At 38.8% G+C, this 17,100-nt stretch carries 18 protein-coding genes and 1 pseudogene; 9 read left to right on the forward strand and 10 right to left on the reverse strand.

The window, feature by feature from the left end:
- Positions 1-3: 3 nt before the first annotated feature.
- From rapZ to L655_RS0122700, 4 genes are all read left to right on the forward strand, one after another.
- Positions 4-849: an RNase adapter RapZ gene (gene rapZ, locus L655_RS0122685; RefSeq protein ID WP_024606359.1), complete on the forward strand. Its 846-nt coding sequence runs from the start codon at positions 4-6 to the stop codon at positions 847-849.
- A 42-nt stretch (positions 850-891) separates the two neighbouring features.
- Positions 892-1,164 (forward strand): HPr family phosphocarrier protein, encoded by a 273-nt coding sequence (locus L655_RS0122690; RefSeq protein ID WP_002957937.1) that lies wholly within the window; start codon positions 892-894, stop codon positions 1,162-1,164.
- Positions 1,165-1,296: 132 nt separating this feature from the next.
- The gene (mgtE, locus tag L655_RS0122695) at positions 1,297-2,655 is read left to right on the forward strand and encodes a magnesium transporter (RefSeq protein ID WP_002957935.1); all 1,359 of its coding nucleotides are present in this window, start codon (positions 1,297-1,299) and stop codon (positions 2,653-2,655) included.
- A 57-nt stretch (positions 2,656-2,712) separates the two neighbouring features.
- Positions 2,713-3,264 carry a protein disulfide oxidoreductase gene (locus L655_RS0122700; protein ID WP_024606360.1) on the forward strand — a complete coding sequence of 184 codons (552 nt, stop codon included), beginning with the start codon at positions 2,713-2,715 and terminating at the stop codon, positions 3,262-3,264.
- A gap of 168 nt (positions 3,265-3,432) precedes the next feature.
- Here the strand turns inward: L655_RS0122700 and L655_RS0122705 are convergent, their stop codons facing one another.
- Together L655_RS0122705 and L655_RS0122715 are read right to left on the reverse strand one after the other, a co-directional pair.
- The gene (locus L655_RS0122705; protein ID WP_002957933.1) at positions 3,433-5,610 is read right to left on the reverse strand and encodes a YgiQ family radical SAM protein; all 2,178 of its coding nucleotides are present in this window, start codon (positions 5,608-5,610) and stop codon (positions 3,433-3,435) included.
- Positions 5,611-6,010: 400 nt separating this feature from the next.
- Positions 6,011-8,200, reverse strand: a complete 2,190-nt coding sequence (locus L655_RS0122715; RefSeq protein WP_024606361.1) for an EAL domain-containing protein — start codon at positions 8,198-8,200, stop codon at positions 6,011-6,013.
- A gap of 111 nt (positions 8,201-8,311) precedes the next feature.
- Here L655_RS0122715 and L655_RS0122720 point away from each other — a divergent pair, with 111 nt between their 5' ends.
- Together L655_RS0122720 and L655_RS0122725 are read left to right on the forward strand one after the other, a co-directional pair.
- On the forward strand, positions 8,312-8,893 hold the full coding sequence (locus L655_RS0122720) for an SRPBCC family protein (protein ID WP_024606362.1): 582 nt from the start codon (positions 8,312-8,314) through the stop codon (positions 8,891-8,893).
- Entirely contained in the window at positions 8,862-9,749 is an 888-nt protein-coding gene (locus L655_RS0122725; protein WP_024606363.1) for a TIGR03899 family protein, read from the forward strand. The genes L655_RS0122720 and L655_RS0122725 overlap by 32 nt, the downstream gene beginning before the upstream one ends.
- 33 nt (positions 9,750-9,782) lie before the next feature.
- Here L655_RS0122725 and L655_RS0122730 read toward each other — a convergent pair whose 3' ends face one another.
- The 8 genes and pseudogenes from L655_RS0122730 to L655_RS0122770 all read right to left on the reverse strand — a co-directional run bounded on the left by L655_RS0122730 (position 9,783) and on the right by L655_RS0122770 (position 15,453).
- A complete protein-coding gene (locus tag L655_RS0122730; RefSeq protein WP_024606364.1) occupies positions 9,783-10,553 on the reverse strand; it encodes a TIGR04219 family outer membrane beta-barrel protein in 771 nt (256 codons plus the stop codon).
- Positions 10,554-10,556: 3 nt separating this feature from the next.
- Complete coding sequence (locus L655_RS0122735; protein WP_024603343.1) at positions 10,557-11,543, reverse strand: DUF2333 family protein; 987 nt, start codon at positions 11,541-11,543, stop codon at positions 10,557-10,559.
- Positions 11,544-11,551: 8 nt separating this feature from the next.
- The gene (locus L655_RS0122740; protein ID WP_029752334.1) at positions 11,552-12,064 is read right to left on the reverse strand and encodes a copper chaperone PCu(A)C; all 513 of its coding nucleotides are present in this window, start codon (positions 12,062-12,064) and stop codon (positions 11,552-11,554) included.
- Between the two features lie 76 nt (positions 12,065-12,140).
- The gene (locus L655_RS0122745; RefSeq protein ID WP_024595804.1) at positions 12,141-12,467 is read right to left on the reverse strand and encodes a hypothetical protein; all 327 of its coding nucleotides are present in this window, start codon (positions 12,465-12,467) and stop codon (positions 12,141-12,143) included.
- A 171-nt stretch (positions 12,468-12,638) separates the two neighbouring features.
- A pseudogene (locus tag L655_RS01000000126100) lies at positions 12,639-12,844 on the reverse strand (PspC domain-containing protein).
- Positions 12,845-12,854: 10 nt separating this feature from the next.
- Positions 12,855-13,535 carry a PspA/IM30 family protein gene (locus L655_RS0122755; protein ID WP_024606366.1) on the reverse strand — a complete coding sequence of 227 codons (681 nt, stop codon included), beginning with the start codon at positions 13,533-13,535 and terminating at the stop codon, positions 12,855-12,857.
- A 241-nt stretch (positions 13,536-13,776) separates the two neighbouring features.
- A complete protein-coding gene (gene dusA / locus L655_RS0122760; RefSeq protein ID WP_024606367.1) occupies positions 13,777-14,709 on the reverse strand; it encodes a tRNA dihydrouridine(20/20a) synthase DusA in 933 nt (310 codons plus the stop codon).
- Between the two features lie 123 nt (positions 14,710-14,832).
- Positions 14,833-15,453 (reverse strand): MarC family protein, encoded by a 621-nt coding sequence (locus tag L655_RS0122770; protein WP_024589771.1) that lies wholly within the window; start codon positions 15,451-15,453, stop codon positions 14,833-14,835.
- Positions 15,454-15,548: 95 nt separating this feature from the next.
- Between L655_RS0122770 and L655_RS0122775 the strand changes: the two genes are divergently transcribed.
- From L655_RS0122775 to L655_RS0122785, 3 genes are all read left to right on the forward strand, one after another.
- Positions 15,549-15,986: a transcriptional repressor gene (locus tag L655_RS0122775; protein ID WP_024599240.1), complete on the forward strand. Its 438-nt coding sequence runs from the start codon at positions 15,549-15,551 to the stop codon at positions 15,984-15,986.
- A 75-nt stretch (positions 15,987-16,061) separates the two neighbouring features.
- Positions 16,062-16,529 carry a chemotaxis protein CheX gene (locus L655_RS0122780; RefSeq protein WP_007580265.1) on the forward strand — a complete coding sequence of 156 codons (468 nt, stop codon included), beginning with the start codon at positions 16,062-16,064 and terminating at the stop codon, positions 16,527-16,529.
- A complete protein-coding gene (locus L655_RS0122785; RefSeq protein ID WP_024606368.1) occupies positions 16,526-16,954 on the forward strand; it encodes a secondary thiamine-phosphate synthase enzyme YjbQ in 429 nt (142 codons plus the stop codon). The genes L655_RS0122780 and L655_RS0122785 overlap by 4 nt, the downstream gene beginning before the upstream one ends.
- Positions 16,955-17,100: the final 146 nt, after the last annotated feature.

The raw sequence follows: 17,100 nt of genomic DNA on the forward strand, positions 1-17,100 counted from the left end.
TAAATGGAGTTAATTATCATAAGCGGCCGTTCTGGTTCTGGAAAGTCGGTTGCTTTGCGCGTTGTAGAAGATTTAGGTTATTATTGCGTAGATAATATTCCAGTAAACCTACTACCTTCATTAGTTCGCAGTGTGTCTGATAGCTACGATAAAATTGCTGTTAGCATAGATGTGCGCAACATCCCTAAAGAACAAGATGAATTTAACGATATTCTTGAATACTTGCCTGGCTTTGCAAACCCTACGTTGTTTTATTTAGATAGCGACGATCAGACATTGATCAAACGCTTTTCTGAAACACGCAGATTACACCCACTATCAATAGACTCGTTGCCCCTTGATTTAGCCATCAAAAAAGAAAAAGAATTACTTGATGTATTAACCACTCGCGCCAACTTTATGATAGATACGACTGATTTAAGTGTTCATCAACTCGCTGAATCTATTCGTGAAAAGATTTTAGGTAAAAAAGATAAGCAACTGATTGTCACATTTGAATCATTTGGTTTTAAACACGGTATACCAAAAGAAGCAGACTACGTATTTGATGCACGCTTTTTACCAAATCCACACTGGGAACCAGAGTTAAAGCCTTTAAATGGGTTAGATCAACCGGTTAAAGACTATTTAGCTAATCACAGCATAGTGCAAAAATTCACATGGCAAATTCAAACATTTGTACAAACGTGGTTACCACATTTAGAACGAAATAACCGCAGTTATTTAACCATTGCTATTGGGTGTACAGGCGGGCAACATCGCTCTGTGTATTTAGCGCAAACTATCGGTGAAAGTTTCGCAATGACACATCCCAATGTAAAAATTCGCCATCGCGAGCAAGAAAAATAATATAGCTGAATAATCACCTGTTCAGCTTAGGTAGAGTAAGTTATGCATTGTGAAGATACCTTTTTAATAAAAAACAAATTAGGCTTACACGCCAGAGCAGCTACTGTGCTTGCGCAATTAGCAGTACAATTTGATGCGACAATCACATTATTCCAAGATGACAAAGAAGCAGCAGGCGATAGCGTACTTGCACTAATGTTACTTGAAAGTAGCCAAGGGAAAGAAGTTAAAGTTGTTTGTAAAGGCCCTGATTCTGAGCAAGCTTTACACGCTGTTGGAGAATTAATAGCACAACGCTTTAATGAACAAGAATAACCTGTTTTATAAAAACAATATTCGCATTACTAATGCTTCAATTAAAACAGATATATAAAATAGATAGGTTAGTAACGCCAGTTAACTCACCTCCCCCCCATAAAGTAATATAACAATTTATAAAGGACGCCAATGCCTGAAGCTTTTGAACAAGATTACCCACTACAGCAACTTAAACAGGTGACGAAGTCACTCAATAGTGGTCAATTTGTTCAAGTTAGGCGCATGCTCGCAAAAACGGCTCCTTGTGATACCGCATTATTATTAGAATCATCACCGCATAAAATTCGCCGACTGCTTTGGCAATTGGTCGATCCTGATGTGCAGGGTGATGTTCTTGAAGAATTATCTGAAGATGTTCGTTTAGGCATTATTGCCCAAATGGAACCTAAGCACATTGCCGCCGCAACTGAAGACATGGGCCACGATGACTTAGGTGAAGTATTACGTAGCCTGCCAGATACCGTCTATAAAGACGTTGTTAGCGCGATGGACATTCAAGACCGTGAACGTGCCACGCAAGCACTGTCATATCAAGAGCGTTCAGCAGGTGCGCTAATGAACACCGATACGGTGACCATTCGCCCTGATGTAACACTCGATGTTGTACTTCGTTATATTAGACTGCGTGGTGAGTTACCAGAGGGTACAGATGATTTATATGTTGTTGATAAACATAACTGCTTTATAGGCGCTTTATCGCTGAGTACATTATTAACTAATCCGCCAGAAAAAATTGTGCGCGATTTAATGGATGAAGATTGTGAGTCTATCCCAATCTCAATGGATGAAAGTGAAGTAGCGCAATTATTTGAGCGCCATAATTGGATATCGGCCCCTGTGGTGGACGATAACGACCAACTCCTCGGTCGTGTTACTATCGATGACATCGTTGATGTAATCCGAGAAGATGCCGAGCATAGCTTATTAAGCCTAGCCGGTCTTGATGATGAAGAGGATACATTCGCGCCTGTACTAAAAAGCTCTAAAAAACGCTCAGTTTGGCTAGGAGTTAATTTACTAACCGCACTTGCAGCTGCTTTTGTAGCTAGCTTTTTTGAAGGCACTTTAGATGTGCTCCCTATTTTGGCTGTGCTTAACGGTATTGTCCCTTCTATGGGTGGTGTTGCTGGTAGCCAATCATTAACGCTTGTTATCCGTGGTATTGCAGTAGGTCATATAAACCAAACAAACCAACGTTTCCTGATGATGAAAGAACTGGCCATTGGCGCGCTAAACGGTATTTTGTGGTCACTATTAATTGCGGGTGTTATTGCGCTATGGCAATGGGATTTTATGCTTGGTGGCGTACTCGCCTTCGCTATGTTTATGAACTTAGTGGTGGCAGGTGTTGCTGGTGCAAGTATTCCAATAATTCTTAAAAGAATGAATATAGACCCTGCTCTTGCAGGGAGTGTGGTGCTAACCACGGTGACTGATATTGTTGGTATATTCGCCTTTTTAGGTACTGCTACATGGTTGCTGATATAAATTAAACGCTTTAAATGTAAAAACTACAGCAAAAATACTTAGGGTAAATCAGTAGCTATGGCAACGGATACCAAACATAAAAATGACATACCTAAAAAAACGCTAAAACAAAAAAGCGTATCCATATTAAAAAGTGTACTGGTATATGGCTCTATATTTTTCGTCCTTTATACCGCCGTCAATTGGTGGCGGCAACCTGTCATGCCAGCAAATCCTCAATTACAATTAATCGATTATAAAGGGCAAAACATTGATTTAGCAGCAATGAGCCAAGATAAACCCACGCTTGTGTATTTTTGGGGAACTTGGTGTCCTATTTGTAGTATTACCTCCCCTGCCATAAACGAACTCGCAAACGAGAATAAATACCCCGTTGTGAGCATCGCGATAAAATCAGGCTCTGATCAAGAGCTGCATGATTATTTAAATGAGCAGGGCTACAGCTTCAGTACTGTTAACGATCGACACGGCGAGATATTTTCCGATTGGCAGGGACAAGTCACGCCATCTTATATAATCTTAAAAGATAATAAAATGACGCAAGGACTCACCGGCATTCAGCCGTTATGGTCACTTAAATTGCGTTTGTGGTTATCATCAATGCTTTAAAAAAAAGCTAAACTTAGCACAGGATATCTAAGGAGAGGGGCTCTAAAACCTCACCCTATATCACCTACAATAATATAGATAATAAAGAGCAAGGCTGACTTAATTTACGTATACAAAAGCTAAAAAACGCGTGCCGCAATTAGCCTTATCTATTAGCAAATAAAATTACTAACGTGTGCTTTGTCGATTACCGCCTACTTTTGGCTTAGTGTTTGCCTTTTTAAATTGGCTAAAACCGGTATGTCGCGTTAGTGCTGGACGCCCACCTTTTTTACCACCTTTACCTGCTTTTTCATCGCGCCCTTCTTCTGGCACTAAACAGTTAGGCCCTTTACCAATTAAATTAGCTTTACCCATTTTACGTAGAGCTTCACGTATCATTGGCCAACCAGCTGCATCGTGGTAGCGTAAAATAGCTTTATGTAATCTACGTTGGCGTGCGCCTTTAGGTACTGGAACAACTTCTGAGTTGTTTTTTATATTACGTAAAGAGTTCATCTCTGTATGGTAAATAGTCGTCGCATTCGCCATAGGTGATGGGTAAAAATTTTGTACCTGATCAAGCTTAAAGTCGTTTGATTTAAGCCATAAAGCCATGTTTACCATGTCTTCATCTTTTGTACCTGGGTGAGCAGATATAAAGTAAGGAATTAAATACTGCTTTTTACCGGCTTCTTTAGAGTACTTATCAAATAGTTCTTTAAATTGATCGTACGCTCCCATACCTGGTTTCATCATTTTTGATAATGGACCATCCTCTGTATGCTCTGGCGCTATTTTTAAGTAACCGCCTACATGGTGCGTTACTAATTCTTTAACGTAACGCGGGTCGCGTACAGCTAAATCGTAACGTACACCTGAAGCAATCAATACCTTTTTAATACCCTTAACTTCACGTGCTTTTTTATACAAATCTATTGTTGGCGTATGATCTGTATCCATGTGTTTACAAATATCTGGATACACACATGATAAGCGTCTACAGGTACTCTCGGCCTTTTTACTCGTACAACGTAGTTTATACATATTCGCCGTTGGGCCACCTAAATCAGAAATAACACCAGTAAAGCCGGGAACTTTATCTCTAATTTGTTCAATTTCTTCAATAATAGATTCTTGCGAACGACTTTGAATGATGCGCCCCTCATGCTCTGTAATTGAGCAAAACGAACAACCACCAAAACAGCCACGCATAATATTAACTGACGTTTTAATCATATCGTAAGCAGGTATTTTAGCATCACCATAACTTGGGTGAGGAATACGCTGATACGGCAAACCAAATACAGCATCCATTTCATGTGTTTCTAATGGATATGCTGGCGGGTTTACCCAAATAGAGCGATCGCCATGTCGCTGGTAAAGCGCCCTTGCACAACCAGGGTTTGTTTCTTGGTGTAAAATGCGCGAGGCATGGGCGTATAGAGGTTTGTTAACACTTACTTGCTCATAAGCAGGTAACTTAACATAGGTTTTTTCCCACGGCTTAGGACGTGCAGGCTGAACCATGATTGGTTTTGCTGCTTCTGCTTTTAAATCAATACCGGCTTGTTTAAATTCTGATTTACTACAGCCAACATCATCCGCGCCATATGGGTTTGGAATAGGGTCGATTTTACCAATTTTATCAATAGCGGTAGAATCACTGCCACGCCAACCAGGTAGAGGCTCTTTTCGAATAACAGCCGTGCCGCGAATATCCTGAATCGTATCCATCGTTTCACCCGCCGCAATACGGTGTGCAACTTCAACTAGCGGGCGCTCTGCGTTACCGTAAATTAAAATATCGGCTTTTGCATCAAACAAAATACTACGGCGTACTTTTTCCTGCCAATAGTCGTAATGAGCAATACGGCGAAGGCTGGCTTCAATACCGCCAATAACAATTGGGATACCTTTGTATGCTTCACGGCATTTTTGCGAGTAAATCATCACGGCGCGATCAGGGCGCTTACCGCCAACGTTATTAGGCGTGTAAGCATCATCGTGGCGCATGCGTTTTTCCGCTGTATAGCGGTTGATCATCGAATCCATGTTGCCGGCTGTTACACCAAAAAATAAATTCGGTCTGCCGAGCTCCATAAATGCATCTTTAGAGTCCCATGCAGGTTGGGCAATAATCCCCACTCTAAAGCCTTGCGCTTCAAGTACACGGCCAATTACCGCCATCCCAAAACTAGGATGATCAACATACGCATCACCACTAATTATTATTATGTCGCAACTATCCCAGCCAAGTGCATCCATTTCTTCACGTGTAGTTGGTAAAAATGGCGCGGTGCCATAACATTCAGCCCAGTATTTAGGGTATGAAAATAAGGCGCGCTTAGCTTTGAGTGTGCTCATAATTGTGGCCGTAGAATAACAAAAGGCGCGAATTATACCCTACTAAATTCTTTATATATACAAAGTAGTCAAAGCATATCGCGCTTTAAATTCTAAATCGTTCATTAGGGCGTGTTGATCTTTGTGGATTGAAATTTGTTCAATCTAGGGGCGATTTAATCGCGGCGCGAGGTTTGTAACCTAGCGGGCTAAGTAAAAACCGAGCAACAAAGAGTTAATCGTCCCTAGAAAGAACCCAAAGGGCAGCGCATGTTTGGCATTTATGCTGCGTTATCGCCTATTTATGGGGAACAACCACACTACATAGGCTCTGACTTGCCTAAATACCAAACAATCTGCTGCACAATTAATCACAAAAGTTCAACACGCCCTAACTTAAATAATAATAAGTTAATCTTTTTTAGCGTTTATTTATAAATTCTATCAATTCATGCTCAGGCATGGGTTTAGCATACATAAAACCTTGTACCTCATCACAGCCTAAATTTTTTAAGAACTGAGCTTGTTCTTGTGTTTCAACGCCTTCAGCAATCGTTTTTAAACCCAACTTAGCACCAAGAGAAATAACTAAGGCAGCAATAGCGCCAGTGTCATCATTTGGCAGATCTTTAATAAATGCACGATCTATTTTCAATCTATCCAAGGGTAAACTTTGTATATAACTAAGCGATGAAAAGCCAGTCCCAAAGTCATCAATAGCAACCTCAATCCCTAACTCTTGAAGCTCTCTAAGTGTATTAATAACAGTTTCGAGTTCATCCATTACTACGCTTTCTGTGACTTCTAACTCTATGTTTTTTGGCTTAACACCATATTTTAATAATGTATTTTTAACGTTTTGAGCATAACCTTTTACTTTAAACTGCGGAACAGACACATTAACCGCAATACAAATTTCGGTGCCCATATTTTCTAGGCGCTTTTGTTGTTGGCAAACTTGCTCTAAAACCCACTGCCCTATATCAACAATCAAGCCCGCATCTTCTGCAAGTGGAACAAATACCGCTGGCGATATATATGACCCATTACCGGTAGGCCACCTAAGTAATGCCTCACACCCAATTAAAGACAAGTCATCTAATGAAAGTTGAGGTTGATACCATACCTCTAACTTGTTTCGAGCAAAATCATGACGTAATTGCCTAATAATTCCTATGCGCCAAGCCATTTTATCTTGCATGTCTACACTGTAATAAATTCCCTCTTTGTGTTTTGTTTTTTTAGCTTGATTAAGTGCAATATAAGCAACTTTAAGTGTATCAATCCCGCTACTTTGAAAGTCTTGCTGTTGGCATAAACCCAATCTAAAATCGATAGGCAATGTATGCTCTTCTGCGCAAAATGGAACACCTAACTGCTCATTCAATTTTTTTAAGTCGAGTTCATCACGGCGAATAATAAAACCAAAAACATCAGCACCAATACGAGATAGTAACTTAGCTGTTGGGTAGTTTTCTTTTAACCTTTGCACAATGCCAATTAATACTTTATTGCCGACCTCTTGCCCTAAGCCATTATTAATATCTGCAAAATTAACTATATCAAGTAGTACAAATACATAATCATTCACGTGCGGCTTTTGATAACGCTCTACCCGTTCAATAAAATTGGTGCGATTTGAAATACCTGTAAGCACATCTTTATAAGCTGCATCTCTTAACTTTACAAACAGCCTTATATTATCCAGGGCAACACTCACATTTGTTAAGAAGATTTCAGCAAACTGCAATTGTGCTTGCAAAGGAACATGGTCACATTCTATATATAAAGCCGCTTTTCTATGCTTACTTTTTAATACAAATGTTGCACTTGAGTCTGTATGTTGATGCTTTAATAAATCAAAACACAACTCAACTTGTTTAAATACTTTGCTATCAACATTAATTAATTTTTCACCAAAGTAGTCTTCGTAATGCCCACAACCACCTAATACTTGAATAAAGTCATCGCCGTCTAATTTGCTGCACACAAGCCCTCGAGGTGAACACTTTAAAATAATACTCATGTGCTTGATGATTTCTTTGCATAGTTGCTTAATATCAGTAAGCCCTAAAATAGACTTTGATGCAGAAACAATCGTGTTCATTGCATCACTTTGATATTCAAGCTGGCATACCTGCTCGTAAGAGCGAATAGCGGTTATGAGCGATGTTACTAATTTAGAGCGAGTGAGTTCTGTTTTAGTTTTATAATCATTTATATCGTATTCACGTATTACTTTTTCTTCTGGTATATTACCAGCTTGCCCTGTTCTTAAAATAATTCTCACATGTTGATTATTTAATTCGTCACGCACCCTTTTTACAACCTGCAAGCCAGCATCGTCAGTTTCCATAATAACGTCTAAAAAAATAACTGAAATATCGTTATTTTCAGCTAAAATCTCTATTGCTTCAGCTCCCGAATAGGCATCATGAAATCGCAAGCCTGCCCCCAAAAACTCAACCCCAGACAAAGCTAACTTTGTTACAGAGTGGATCTCAGGTTCGTCATCAACAATTAAAATATCCCAAAACTTAGTCGGCTCAATTACTGCATCATCTTCATAGTCTTGTTCAAAAAATAAAAAATCGTTTTGATCTGACGACATTCGCTCTCCTAGGTAGCAATTTATAAATTATTTTTGGTTTATAATCTAATTCATACTATAGTCGATTAATAAAAAGTTGTTGTATTTCAACTCAAAAAACTAATAAAAGGTGTGCTTATTAAACCATTAAAAATATTGATCAAAGGCGTACTGTTATTGCTATTGGTATTAGTACTGGTAGGGCTAATACTTCCTCAAAGTTATAGTGTAAATAAAACAATAGAAATCAATGCAAATATTGACGCAGTAAAACCGCTTATTACTGACTTTAATCAATGGCAAAAATGGTCTCCATGGGAAAAAGTAGACCCAAGTATACGTTTTACCTTGGGCGAACCTAGCTCTGGCCTAGGTGCTCATCAGTCTTGGAAAGGAAAATGGGGGTATGGTGAAATGATCATAACTTCGGTGAATCAAAATAAGGTCAGCTTTAATATACTTTTAAATGCTGAGCATATTATTAGGGGGACTTTTAATTTTAGTGAGCAAAACGGTATCGTCACTTTAATATGTAAGATTAACGGACAAACAACCGCCCCTTTAATATCGGGTTACACCGCAATTTTGAGCGAATATGTGCTCCGTAATACAGTTTCAATGGGGTTAAATAACCTTAAAACTGTTGCTCAGCTTAGTCATTCACAAAGGACAATGCACAGCCATGACAGTCAAGACAGCACAAGCGAGAATTAACCTTGCTAACATTATCGAATCCTTACTTGGTTACCCTATAACAAAAATAGGCAGTAACGGAGTACTGCCTACCCCCGAACAAAATTACGATATTAAAGGCCAAGTTAAGCCGCTTTATCATATCAACAGTGAAAACTCTGTTTTAGCTCGTGCCCAAAAGCGCCAAGATTTATTACTAATAAAACAACAACAAAATATAGAGTCAATTTTAGCAATGGCTATGGGGTTTTGCCCCGATGTAGCAAGTACTAAACAACCCGATGCTGACTGGGTAGAGCATTTTATCGCACTGTGCGAGGATACTTCAAATGCGTCAATGCAAACTTTATGGGCCAAAATTTTAACGGGAGAAACACTCAACCCTGGTACGTTTTCAATTAAAAGTCTGCAAACATTAAAGCATATGACACAGCGAGAAGCTGACTCTTTACAAAAATGTGTGTCGCTCTCAGGCTATAACGAAAAAGACGACAGCCACTTTATATTACTCGGCTTTTACAAAAAACCGTCATTGTTTGATTTGCTACGAAAAGGCAATAAAGTATCTTTAAATTTAGGAAAAACGGGTATTAGCTTTCCTGATATTTTAACGCTCATGGATCTTAATTTACTGTATAGAAAAGAAATTGAATCTGCAGTGCTTAAAGCGGGGCAAGAACTTACCCTTTCATTTTTATCGCAAAAAGTAACGTTAAAAGCAAAAAGTAGTGATTTGGTATTGAGCTATTATAAATTCACGCAAACAGGTGATGAGTTATCTAAACTCATTAATTTTCCTGTAAATAAAATTTATAAGCAGTTAATTAATAATGCGCTGGAGGGAGAGTTTGATTTAGCGTGGCACGCAATAAAATAATATGCCACGCTTTGTTTAATTAGAAAATACTAATTAAAAGTGAACCTGAATACCCGCAAATGGGCCAGATGCATCAATATCAGTCGTAATATCATCTACATCATCAAGTTCTAATACCATAGAGCGGTAACCTGCTTTAACAGCAACATCTACTGCTAGGTTATCAATAAGTTCCCACGCTACGCCTACTTGGTAATCTTGTACTTTGCTATCGTCAATAGCCAAAAAGCTACCTTCAAAAAATACACTTAAACCAGTAAATGGTAAGCCGGCTTCGGCACGGCCATATGCAAGAGGAACAAAACCAGAGAAATCTTTTGTTTCGGTAAAGTTAGTACCACCATTTTGAGTAGTACCATTTACAACAATATCACCATCAAACTGCTTAGCATTTAAACCTAAGTCAATTGAGATTAAATCGTTATCAAAAATCTCATAATAAAAAATGTAATCGATGTGTGTTAAATCACTTACCGTATTTACCGTAGAGCCTACAACATAATCAGAGCCATTAAAGCTAAATGTATCTGTAAGTAGCGCAGAACCATTTAACTCAAGCTCTGTATACTTTAATTTGATATTTGGTACTAACGGCACTGGGTGCTCAAGTGCCGCGTAGTAACTTACAAATGTCTCATCTTCAAAATCAAAATCTTGAGACGATTTATCTTTATAAGAAAATTGACCATCGTTATCTGACTTCCACCCATCAACACCTACGTATAAACCTAGTAGGGTGTCAGCTTGCGCTGCGGGTGCTAAACATGCCATTGAAAGGGCTGCTGCTAAACAATACTTTTTCATTTTTTATCCTTGAGCTAATAGCTCGCTAAGTTCGATTAAAGCCGCATTGGCTCTAGAAATATAATTTGCCATAACTAGGGAGTGGTTAGCTACATAGCCAAAACCATTCCCGTTTAAAATAAGTGGGCTCCACACTGTTTCTTGAGTTGCCTCAAGTTCACGTATAATTTGTTGTAAGCTTACACGTGCATTTTTCTTTTCAAGCACATCATTAAAGTCATACTCTATCGCTTGTAAAAAATGCAGTAATGCCCAAGTAGCTCCGCGCGACTCGTAAAATACATCGTCAATTTCTAACCACGGTGTTCTTACTTGCTGCTGCAGTGGCGCAAGAGTTGCTTGTTTATTAGATGAATTACCCGCTAAATCGGTGTTCACTTTTTCCTGGCCTACACTGGCACTTAAACGCTGGCTTAAACTACCTAAACGTTTTTCAGCTTCTTTAAGCCAACTACGTAAGTTATCTGCTCGTGCGTAAAATTGGCTATCGCGCTCATGCTCGTTAGCAATTTGTCCACGATATACCATTAAGTAGTCAATACCTTTTTGGTACTCACCTTCAGCACTTGGCCATGCCCATGCCTCAGAGCTTATATTAAACTGCGGCTGCGCCTTTTTAAGGGCTTCATGTTCCGTTGATTGTGATTGAGAACGGCTAAAATCTTTTCGCATAGAAAGCGATAAATCACGTACCATTTCTAGTGCGCCATATTCCCACGCTGGCATATCATCCATAATAATACTTGGTGGTATTACATCATTTGATAAGTAGCCACCCGGTTTATCTAGTAAGGTATTGGCTACCGTAATTAATGTAGAAGTAGTTACATAACCCGTTACTATTTTTTCATTACGAAGCTGCGCTTGCTCTTTCGCGTTTGCAACAACGTCAAAACGTGAAGGTTCTGTGCTCCAATAAACAGCAATTGCGTAAAAAATGATAAGCAGTAAAACAATTATTCCTGCTATTTTTCCTTTATGTTGCGACATGTGTACTCCTAATGATGAGCGTGTTGAGTAGATGGTTTTGACTGCTTAGCTTGCGCTTCAAGCGACACGACTTGAGCATTAGTAAATAAGCGATTACCGTCACTAAAATATAGTGTGAGTTTACGATCTTGTCCTACTTTTAATGGCTCTTGTGGTTCAAATGCCATTAAATGATAACCGCCAGGCTGAAAGCTGACGCTTTCGTGCGCCTTAATTTCAACCGATTCAACTTGTTGCATTTTCATCATGCCGTCTACATGTGAATGCTCGTGTATTTCAACACGCCCTAAGCCATCAATAGTTGCCTTAGTTAAAGTTGCTGCGGCTCCACTGTGATTAATAAGGGTTAAATAACCTACAGTTGAAGTACTGCCAGGTAAAAACTCTCTTACTTGCGCGTTAGTTACTTCGAGCACAGCCACATCAGAACCATGATCATGCCCTGAGTGCGCCGCCAACGATGACGAAAAAAAACTAAATATTAATGCAGAAGCCATCGAAAAACATAGTTTCGTAATCATTCTTATCCTTATGAAAACTTTAAATTACAGGCTAAATTTAACATAGTTAACCTATAATAGTCAGTCAAATTAAGGATTAAGAGGCTACTTTTTTGTTATCGGCAACAAGCCAACACAACACTGCAACAAATAGTAACGGCCATGCAATCATTATAGATCCGAATAAAAGCGCTAAAACAGTCCCTGCTAATGCCACTACACCCGCACCAACTAATCCCATAGTAATTAAAGCCACTACCGCAACTACAGCAATAATTGCGGCCAAAGCACCTACAAGCTCGAGCCCAGCCCAACTAATGTCAGCAATCCATAACGGCAACTGCCAAGAATCAATCTGCACAAACGTTATTAAATCAGTAAACAGTAATAAATAGATAAATACACATACTGCCAAAGCTTTCATAGTAATTCTCCTTATACCAACCGGCTTATATACGGGGTTTATTTAACGATAAGCAAATTGCGCTATAATTAGGCAAAAGTTTTTATATCTAGTTGTTATACATATAAATTTTAACAACGTTATAGAGTGATTTAATTCGTTAAATTGTTCAAATATTTATGCCTATTGGTATTAATACTCTTTATTTTCAAGGCAGCAATGCGCAATAAAATAACCAAGAGCAACTGCAAACGGAAAGCTTAAAAATAATAAAATAGTTACTAAGCGCGTTGCCCACACCGGAAAATCTAATCGATGCGCCAAACCACTACATACACCTGATATTTTTTATTTAACGTATCTTTATACCAACCACGTTGGCGATTAAAGCTGTTCATAATCTTCTCCTTAAGCAGTCTGTTTTAAATCAGTTTTTAAACTTGTTTTCAACTGAGCTAGCTCAGCATCTATTTTTTCATTTTTAACTAAGGCTTCAATTTGTGCAGCTGTCGTATTTGCAGAGTCGGTTAACTCATACGCTTCTATTTGGGCTTCAATACTTTCTACACGTTGCTCAACTTGCTCAAACCGAGATAATGCATTAGCTACTTTGTCGCTTTGTAACGTTGTACTTATCTTTTTTCTTGCAGCTGCTACATCATGGCGTTTAACTAATTGTGCTTGCTTCGTTTTAGCTTCTACTATTTTTTGCTGCAGGCGCTCACAATCAACTTTAATTTTTGCGATAGACTCTTGCAAAGTTTCTAACTGAGTTTGCTTATTTACAATGCTTTCACTAACACGTTGCTTTTCAAGTAAAGCAGATTTAGCAAGGTTATCACTGCCTTTTTCAACCGCATGTTCAGCCTTAACTTGCCAAGCTGCTAATTCTGTTTTTTTAGTATCAATTTGACGATTAATTATTTTTTCTTCAGACAATAAAGCAGCAGCTGTACTACGACACTCATTCAACGCATCTTGCATGTCGTTAAGCATTAGGTTTAAAAGTTTTTCAGGGTCTTCTGCTTTATCAAGCATAGCCACAATGTTTGATTGAATAACGTCATTTACGCGGTTAAATATTGCCATGGTATTCTCCTGTTGATTTTTAATTAATTTCAACAAGAAGATTCCAAGAGTTGTGCCAAGTCCATCAAAAAAGAAGTAAAACGTTTAAAATCAAAGTGATAAACAAACCATCTGAATTTTAGTGACTTCAAGCTGAACAGCATAGAGTGTAATTGGCCAATAAATTATGATTTTGACTAATTTTTAGGATCAAAAAAGCCACTCGAAAGTGGCTTAAATTTAGAATTTTTAAAGCTTAGCTTTATTCTGGTACAAAGCTTAATGCTTTATCCATTACCGATAAATCAGCTTGCTTCCCATGACCACTTTCAGAAATGTGGCGTCTAAAGCCTCGCGCACCAGGCTGCCCCTGAAAAATACCGAGCATATGACGTGCAATATGCCAAAAATTAGCACCCAAACGCATTTCTTCTTCAATGTAACTGTACATTGAGCGCACTACGTCGTGGCGTGATTGTGTGTTTGCAGCATCACCATAAATTTTCTCATCAACGTCATTGAGCATAAATGGGTTACTGTATGCTTCACGCCCAATCATTACACCATCGATATGTTGTAAATGATCTAAACTTTGCTCAATTGTTTTAACACCGCCATTTAAGCTTAAATCGAGTTGCGGATAATCTTTTTTAAGTTGATAAACACGTGGGTAATCAAGCGGTGGAACTTCACGATTTTCTTTTGGGCTTAAACCATTCAGCCATGCTTTACGAGCATGAATAATAAAGTCATCACACCCTACTTTATGGGACGCTTCAATTAGCGCACATAAAAACTCATACGAATCTTGCTCATCAATGCCAATGCGCGTTTTAACGGTAACAGGAATGTTTACTTCGTTTTTCATTGCTGCAACACAGTCCGCAACTAATTGAGGTTCAGCCATTAAACATGCGCCAAATCGACCATTTTGAACTCTGTCTGACGGGCAACCTACATTTAAATTTATTTCGTCATAACCACGCTCACCGGCTAATTTTGCACATTGCGCAAGCGCTTTAGGATCAGAGCCACCAAGCTGCAACGCCACTGGGCCTTCGTGTTTATTAAAATGTAAGTAGTCGCCTCGACCAAATAAGATAGCTCCTGTGGTTATCATTTCAGTATAAAGCACAGTATGTTTAGTCATTTTGCGATGAAAAGTACGACAATGGCGATCAGTCCAATCAAGCATTGGTGCCACAGAAAAGCGTCTATCCAAAGTACATTTATTCAAAGCAAACCTCAGGGTATTAAAGTTATTAAGCACAGCTTAAAAGGCGCTGCATTTTACACAAAAGCCTAACGGGCATCAATGTTAAGAGAACACCTGCAAGCCAAAATAATGGGCTATGCCATTTAAAATATTGGTAACCGCAACCGAACTTAAAATAAGCCCCATAATTCTACTTATTATACTTGCACCACTGTCACCAATTAATTTATGTACATGCGTTGCAAGCAATAACAAAACCAGTACAACCGCTAATACAGCAAGCATCATTGAAGACGTCAGTAACTGCTCAACCCATGTATATTCTTCGTTGCGAGTCATTAATACGGCGCCTAACATAGCGCCCGGGCTTGCAATAGATGGAATCGCTAACGGAAAAATAGCTGTTTCAGTGCTGTCGCGTACACTTTTAATTTCGGCTTCAGGTTTACTTTCACCAAATATCATTGAAAGCGCAAAAATAAGTAATATGATTCCGCCGGCTATTTGAAAAGCCGAAAGTGGGATTTCAATTGCGTTAAGTAATTGCTCACCTGCGAGAACAAAAAATAAGAGCACTAATGCAGATACACCTACCGCTTTAAATATAACTTTACGTTTAAATTTCTCATCATCACCACGTGTGACTGCAATAAATACAGGGACAGTGCCAATGGGGTCAATAACCGCAAAAAAGAAAATAAATATAGCCAATAGTTCGTGCATTACTGGGTTTCCTAGGTAAAAAGCGCTTAATAAAAACGCTGCAACTACAACACAGTATGTTAGTATACCACGGTAGCATAAGGATAAGAGTAATGATGAATATAGAATCACTCGTAAGTAAAGCAAAACAAGTTTGTGACAACCGTGGTGCGCGTTTTACGCCTATCCGCGAGAAAGTATTTCGTCTATTAGCCAGTGCACAAGGTGGTGTTGGTGCATACGATTTGCTTGAGCAATTAAAAGTAACTGAAACAGGTGCTAAACCTGCAACTATTTATCGTGCATTAGACTTTTTAGCTGAACTAGGTTTTATTCATAAAATTGAAAGCACAAATGCATTTATGCTGTGCCATCATTTTGATCATATTCATCCTGTACAGTTATTAATTTGCGATACCTGTGGATTTGTTAAAGAGTTGCACTCAACCGTTATCTCTCATGAGTTAAATAATTTAGCCGCTGAAGGTGGCTTCGTTGTTTCTGGACAAACAATCGAAGCACATGGCAAATGTGAGTCTTGTAGAGCATCATAATCCCCCAAAATTATCCTTAGTGGCTATACTCATACTATATAGCCATTTATTAGCCCCAATTTAAGAGTACCCACTATGAATGTAGAGTTCATCAATCCGTTTTTATCATCTTTAATTAATGTTTTGAGCACTATGGCTCAAACTCAATTAAAACCGGGTAAACCTCGCATTAAAACTGATGAGATTGCCTGTGGTGATGTATCAGGTTTGATTGGTATGGTTGGCCCGCAAACTCGCGGATCATTTTCAATTACGTTTGATGAAGGGCTAGCATTAACCATTATGGAACGTATGCTTGGCGAAAGGCCAGATACTATAGATGAAGAAGTAACTGACATGGTTGGCGAGATAACCAACATGGTAACCGGCGGTGCTAAAAACTTACTAGGCGAAAAAGGCTTCGACTTTGATATGGCAACGCCTATTGTGGTGTCGGGTAAGGGTCATACAATTACTCATAAAAGCCAAGGTAAAAAGATTATCATGCCATTTAGCTGTGACGCTGGTAATGCAAACATTGAAGTTAGCTTCGATAAACTATGAGTTGGCAGCAAAAGCAAATTACATTAAAACCTCGCCCGCGAGGTTTTCATATAATTGATGACGAAATATTGTCTCAACTTCCTGAACTGGCAAATTACAAAATAGGCTTGTTACATTTATTTATTCAGCATACCTCAGCAAGTCTTACCATAAACGAGAATGCAGACCCCACTGTTCGTATGGATATGGAGAGTCATTTCAATAAATTAATTCCTGAACGTCAACCTTATTATCGTCACGATTATGAAGGTGATGACGACATGCCCGCACATATTAAAACCAGTACGTTAGGCTGTGAGTTAAGTATTCCTATTTCAAATGGTTATTTAGCGTTAGGTACATGGCAAGGAGTTTACTTGGGGGAGCATCGTGACTCTGGTGGCTCAAGGCGAATTATAGCGACTATTCAAGGGGAGCTGTTTTAACACAAGCTTCTCGGTTTAAAATGTTAACCTCTGTTTTTCTTCAGTCATACCCTCATAGATTCAAAATACGCCACTCTATAGACGTAAATCTTAGGCGCGCGAAGTAATAATTTCTAATAATCAAAACTTCAATGCTGAATATTACA

The sequence above is a fragment of the Pseudoalteromonas sp. TAE79 genome, assembly GCF_000498015.1.
In the GTDB taxonomy this organism is placed as follows: domain Bacteria; phylum Pseudomonadota; class Gammaproteobacteria; order Enterobacterales; family Alteromonadaceae; genus Pseudoalteromonas.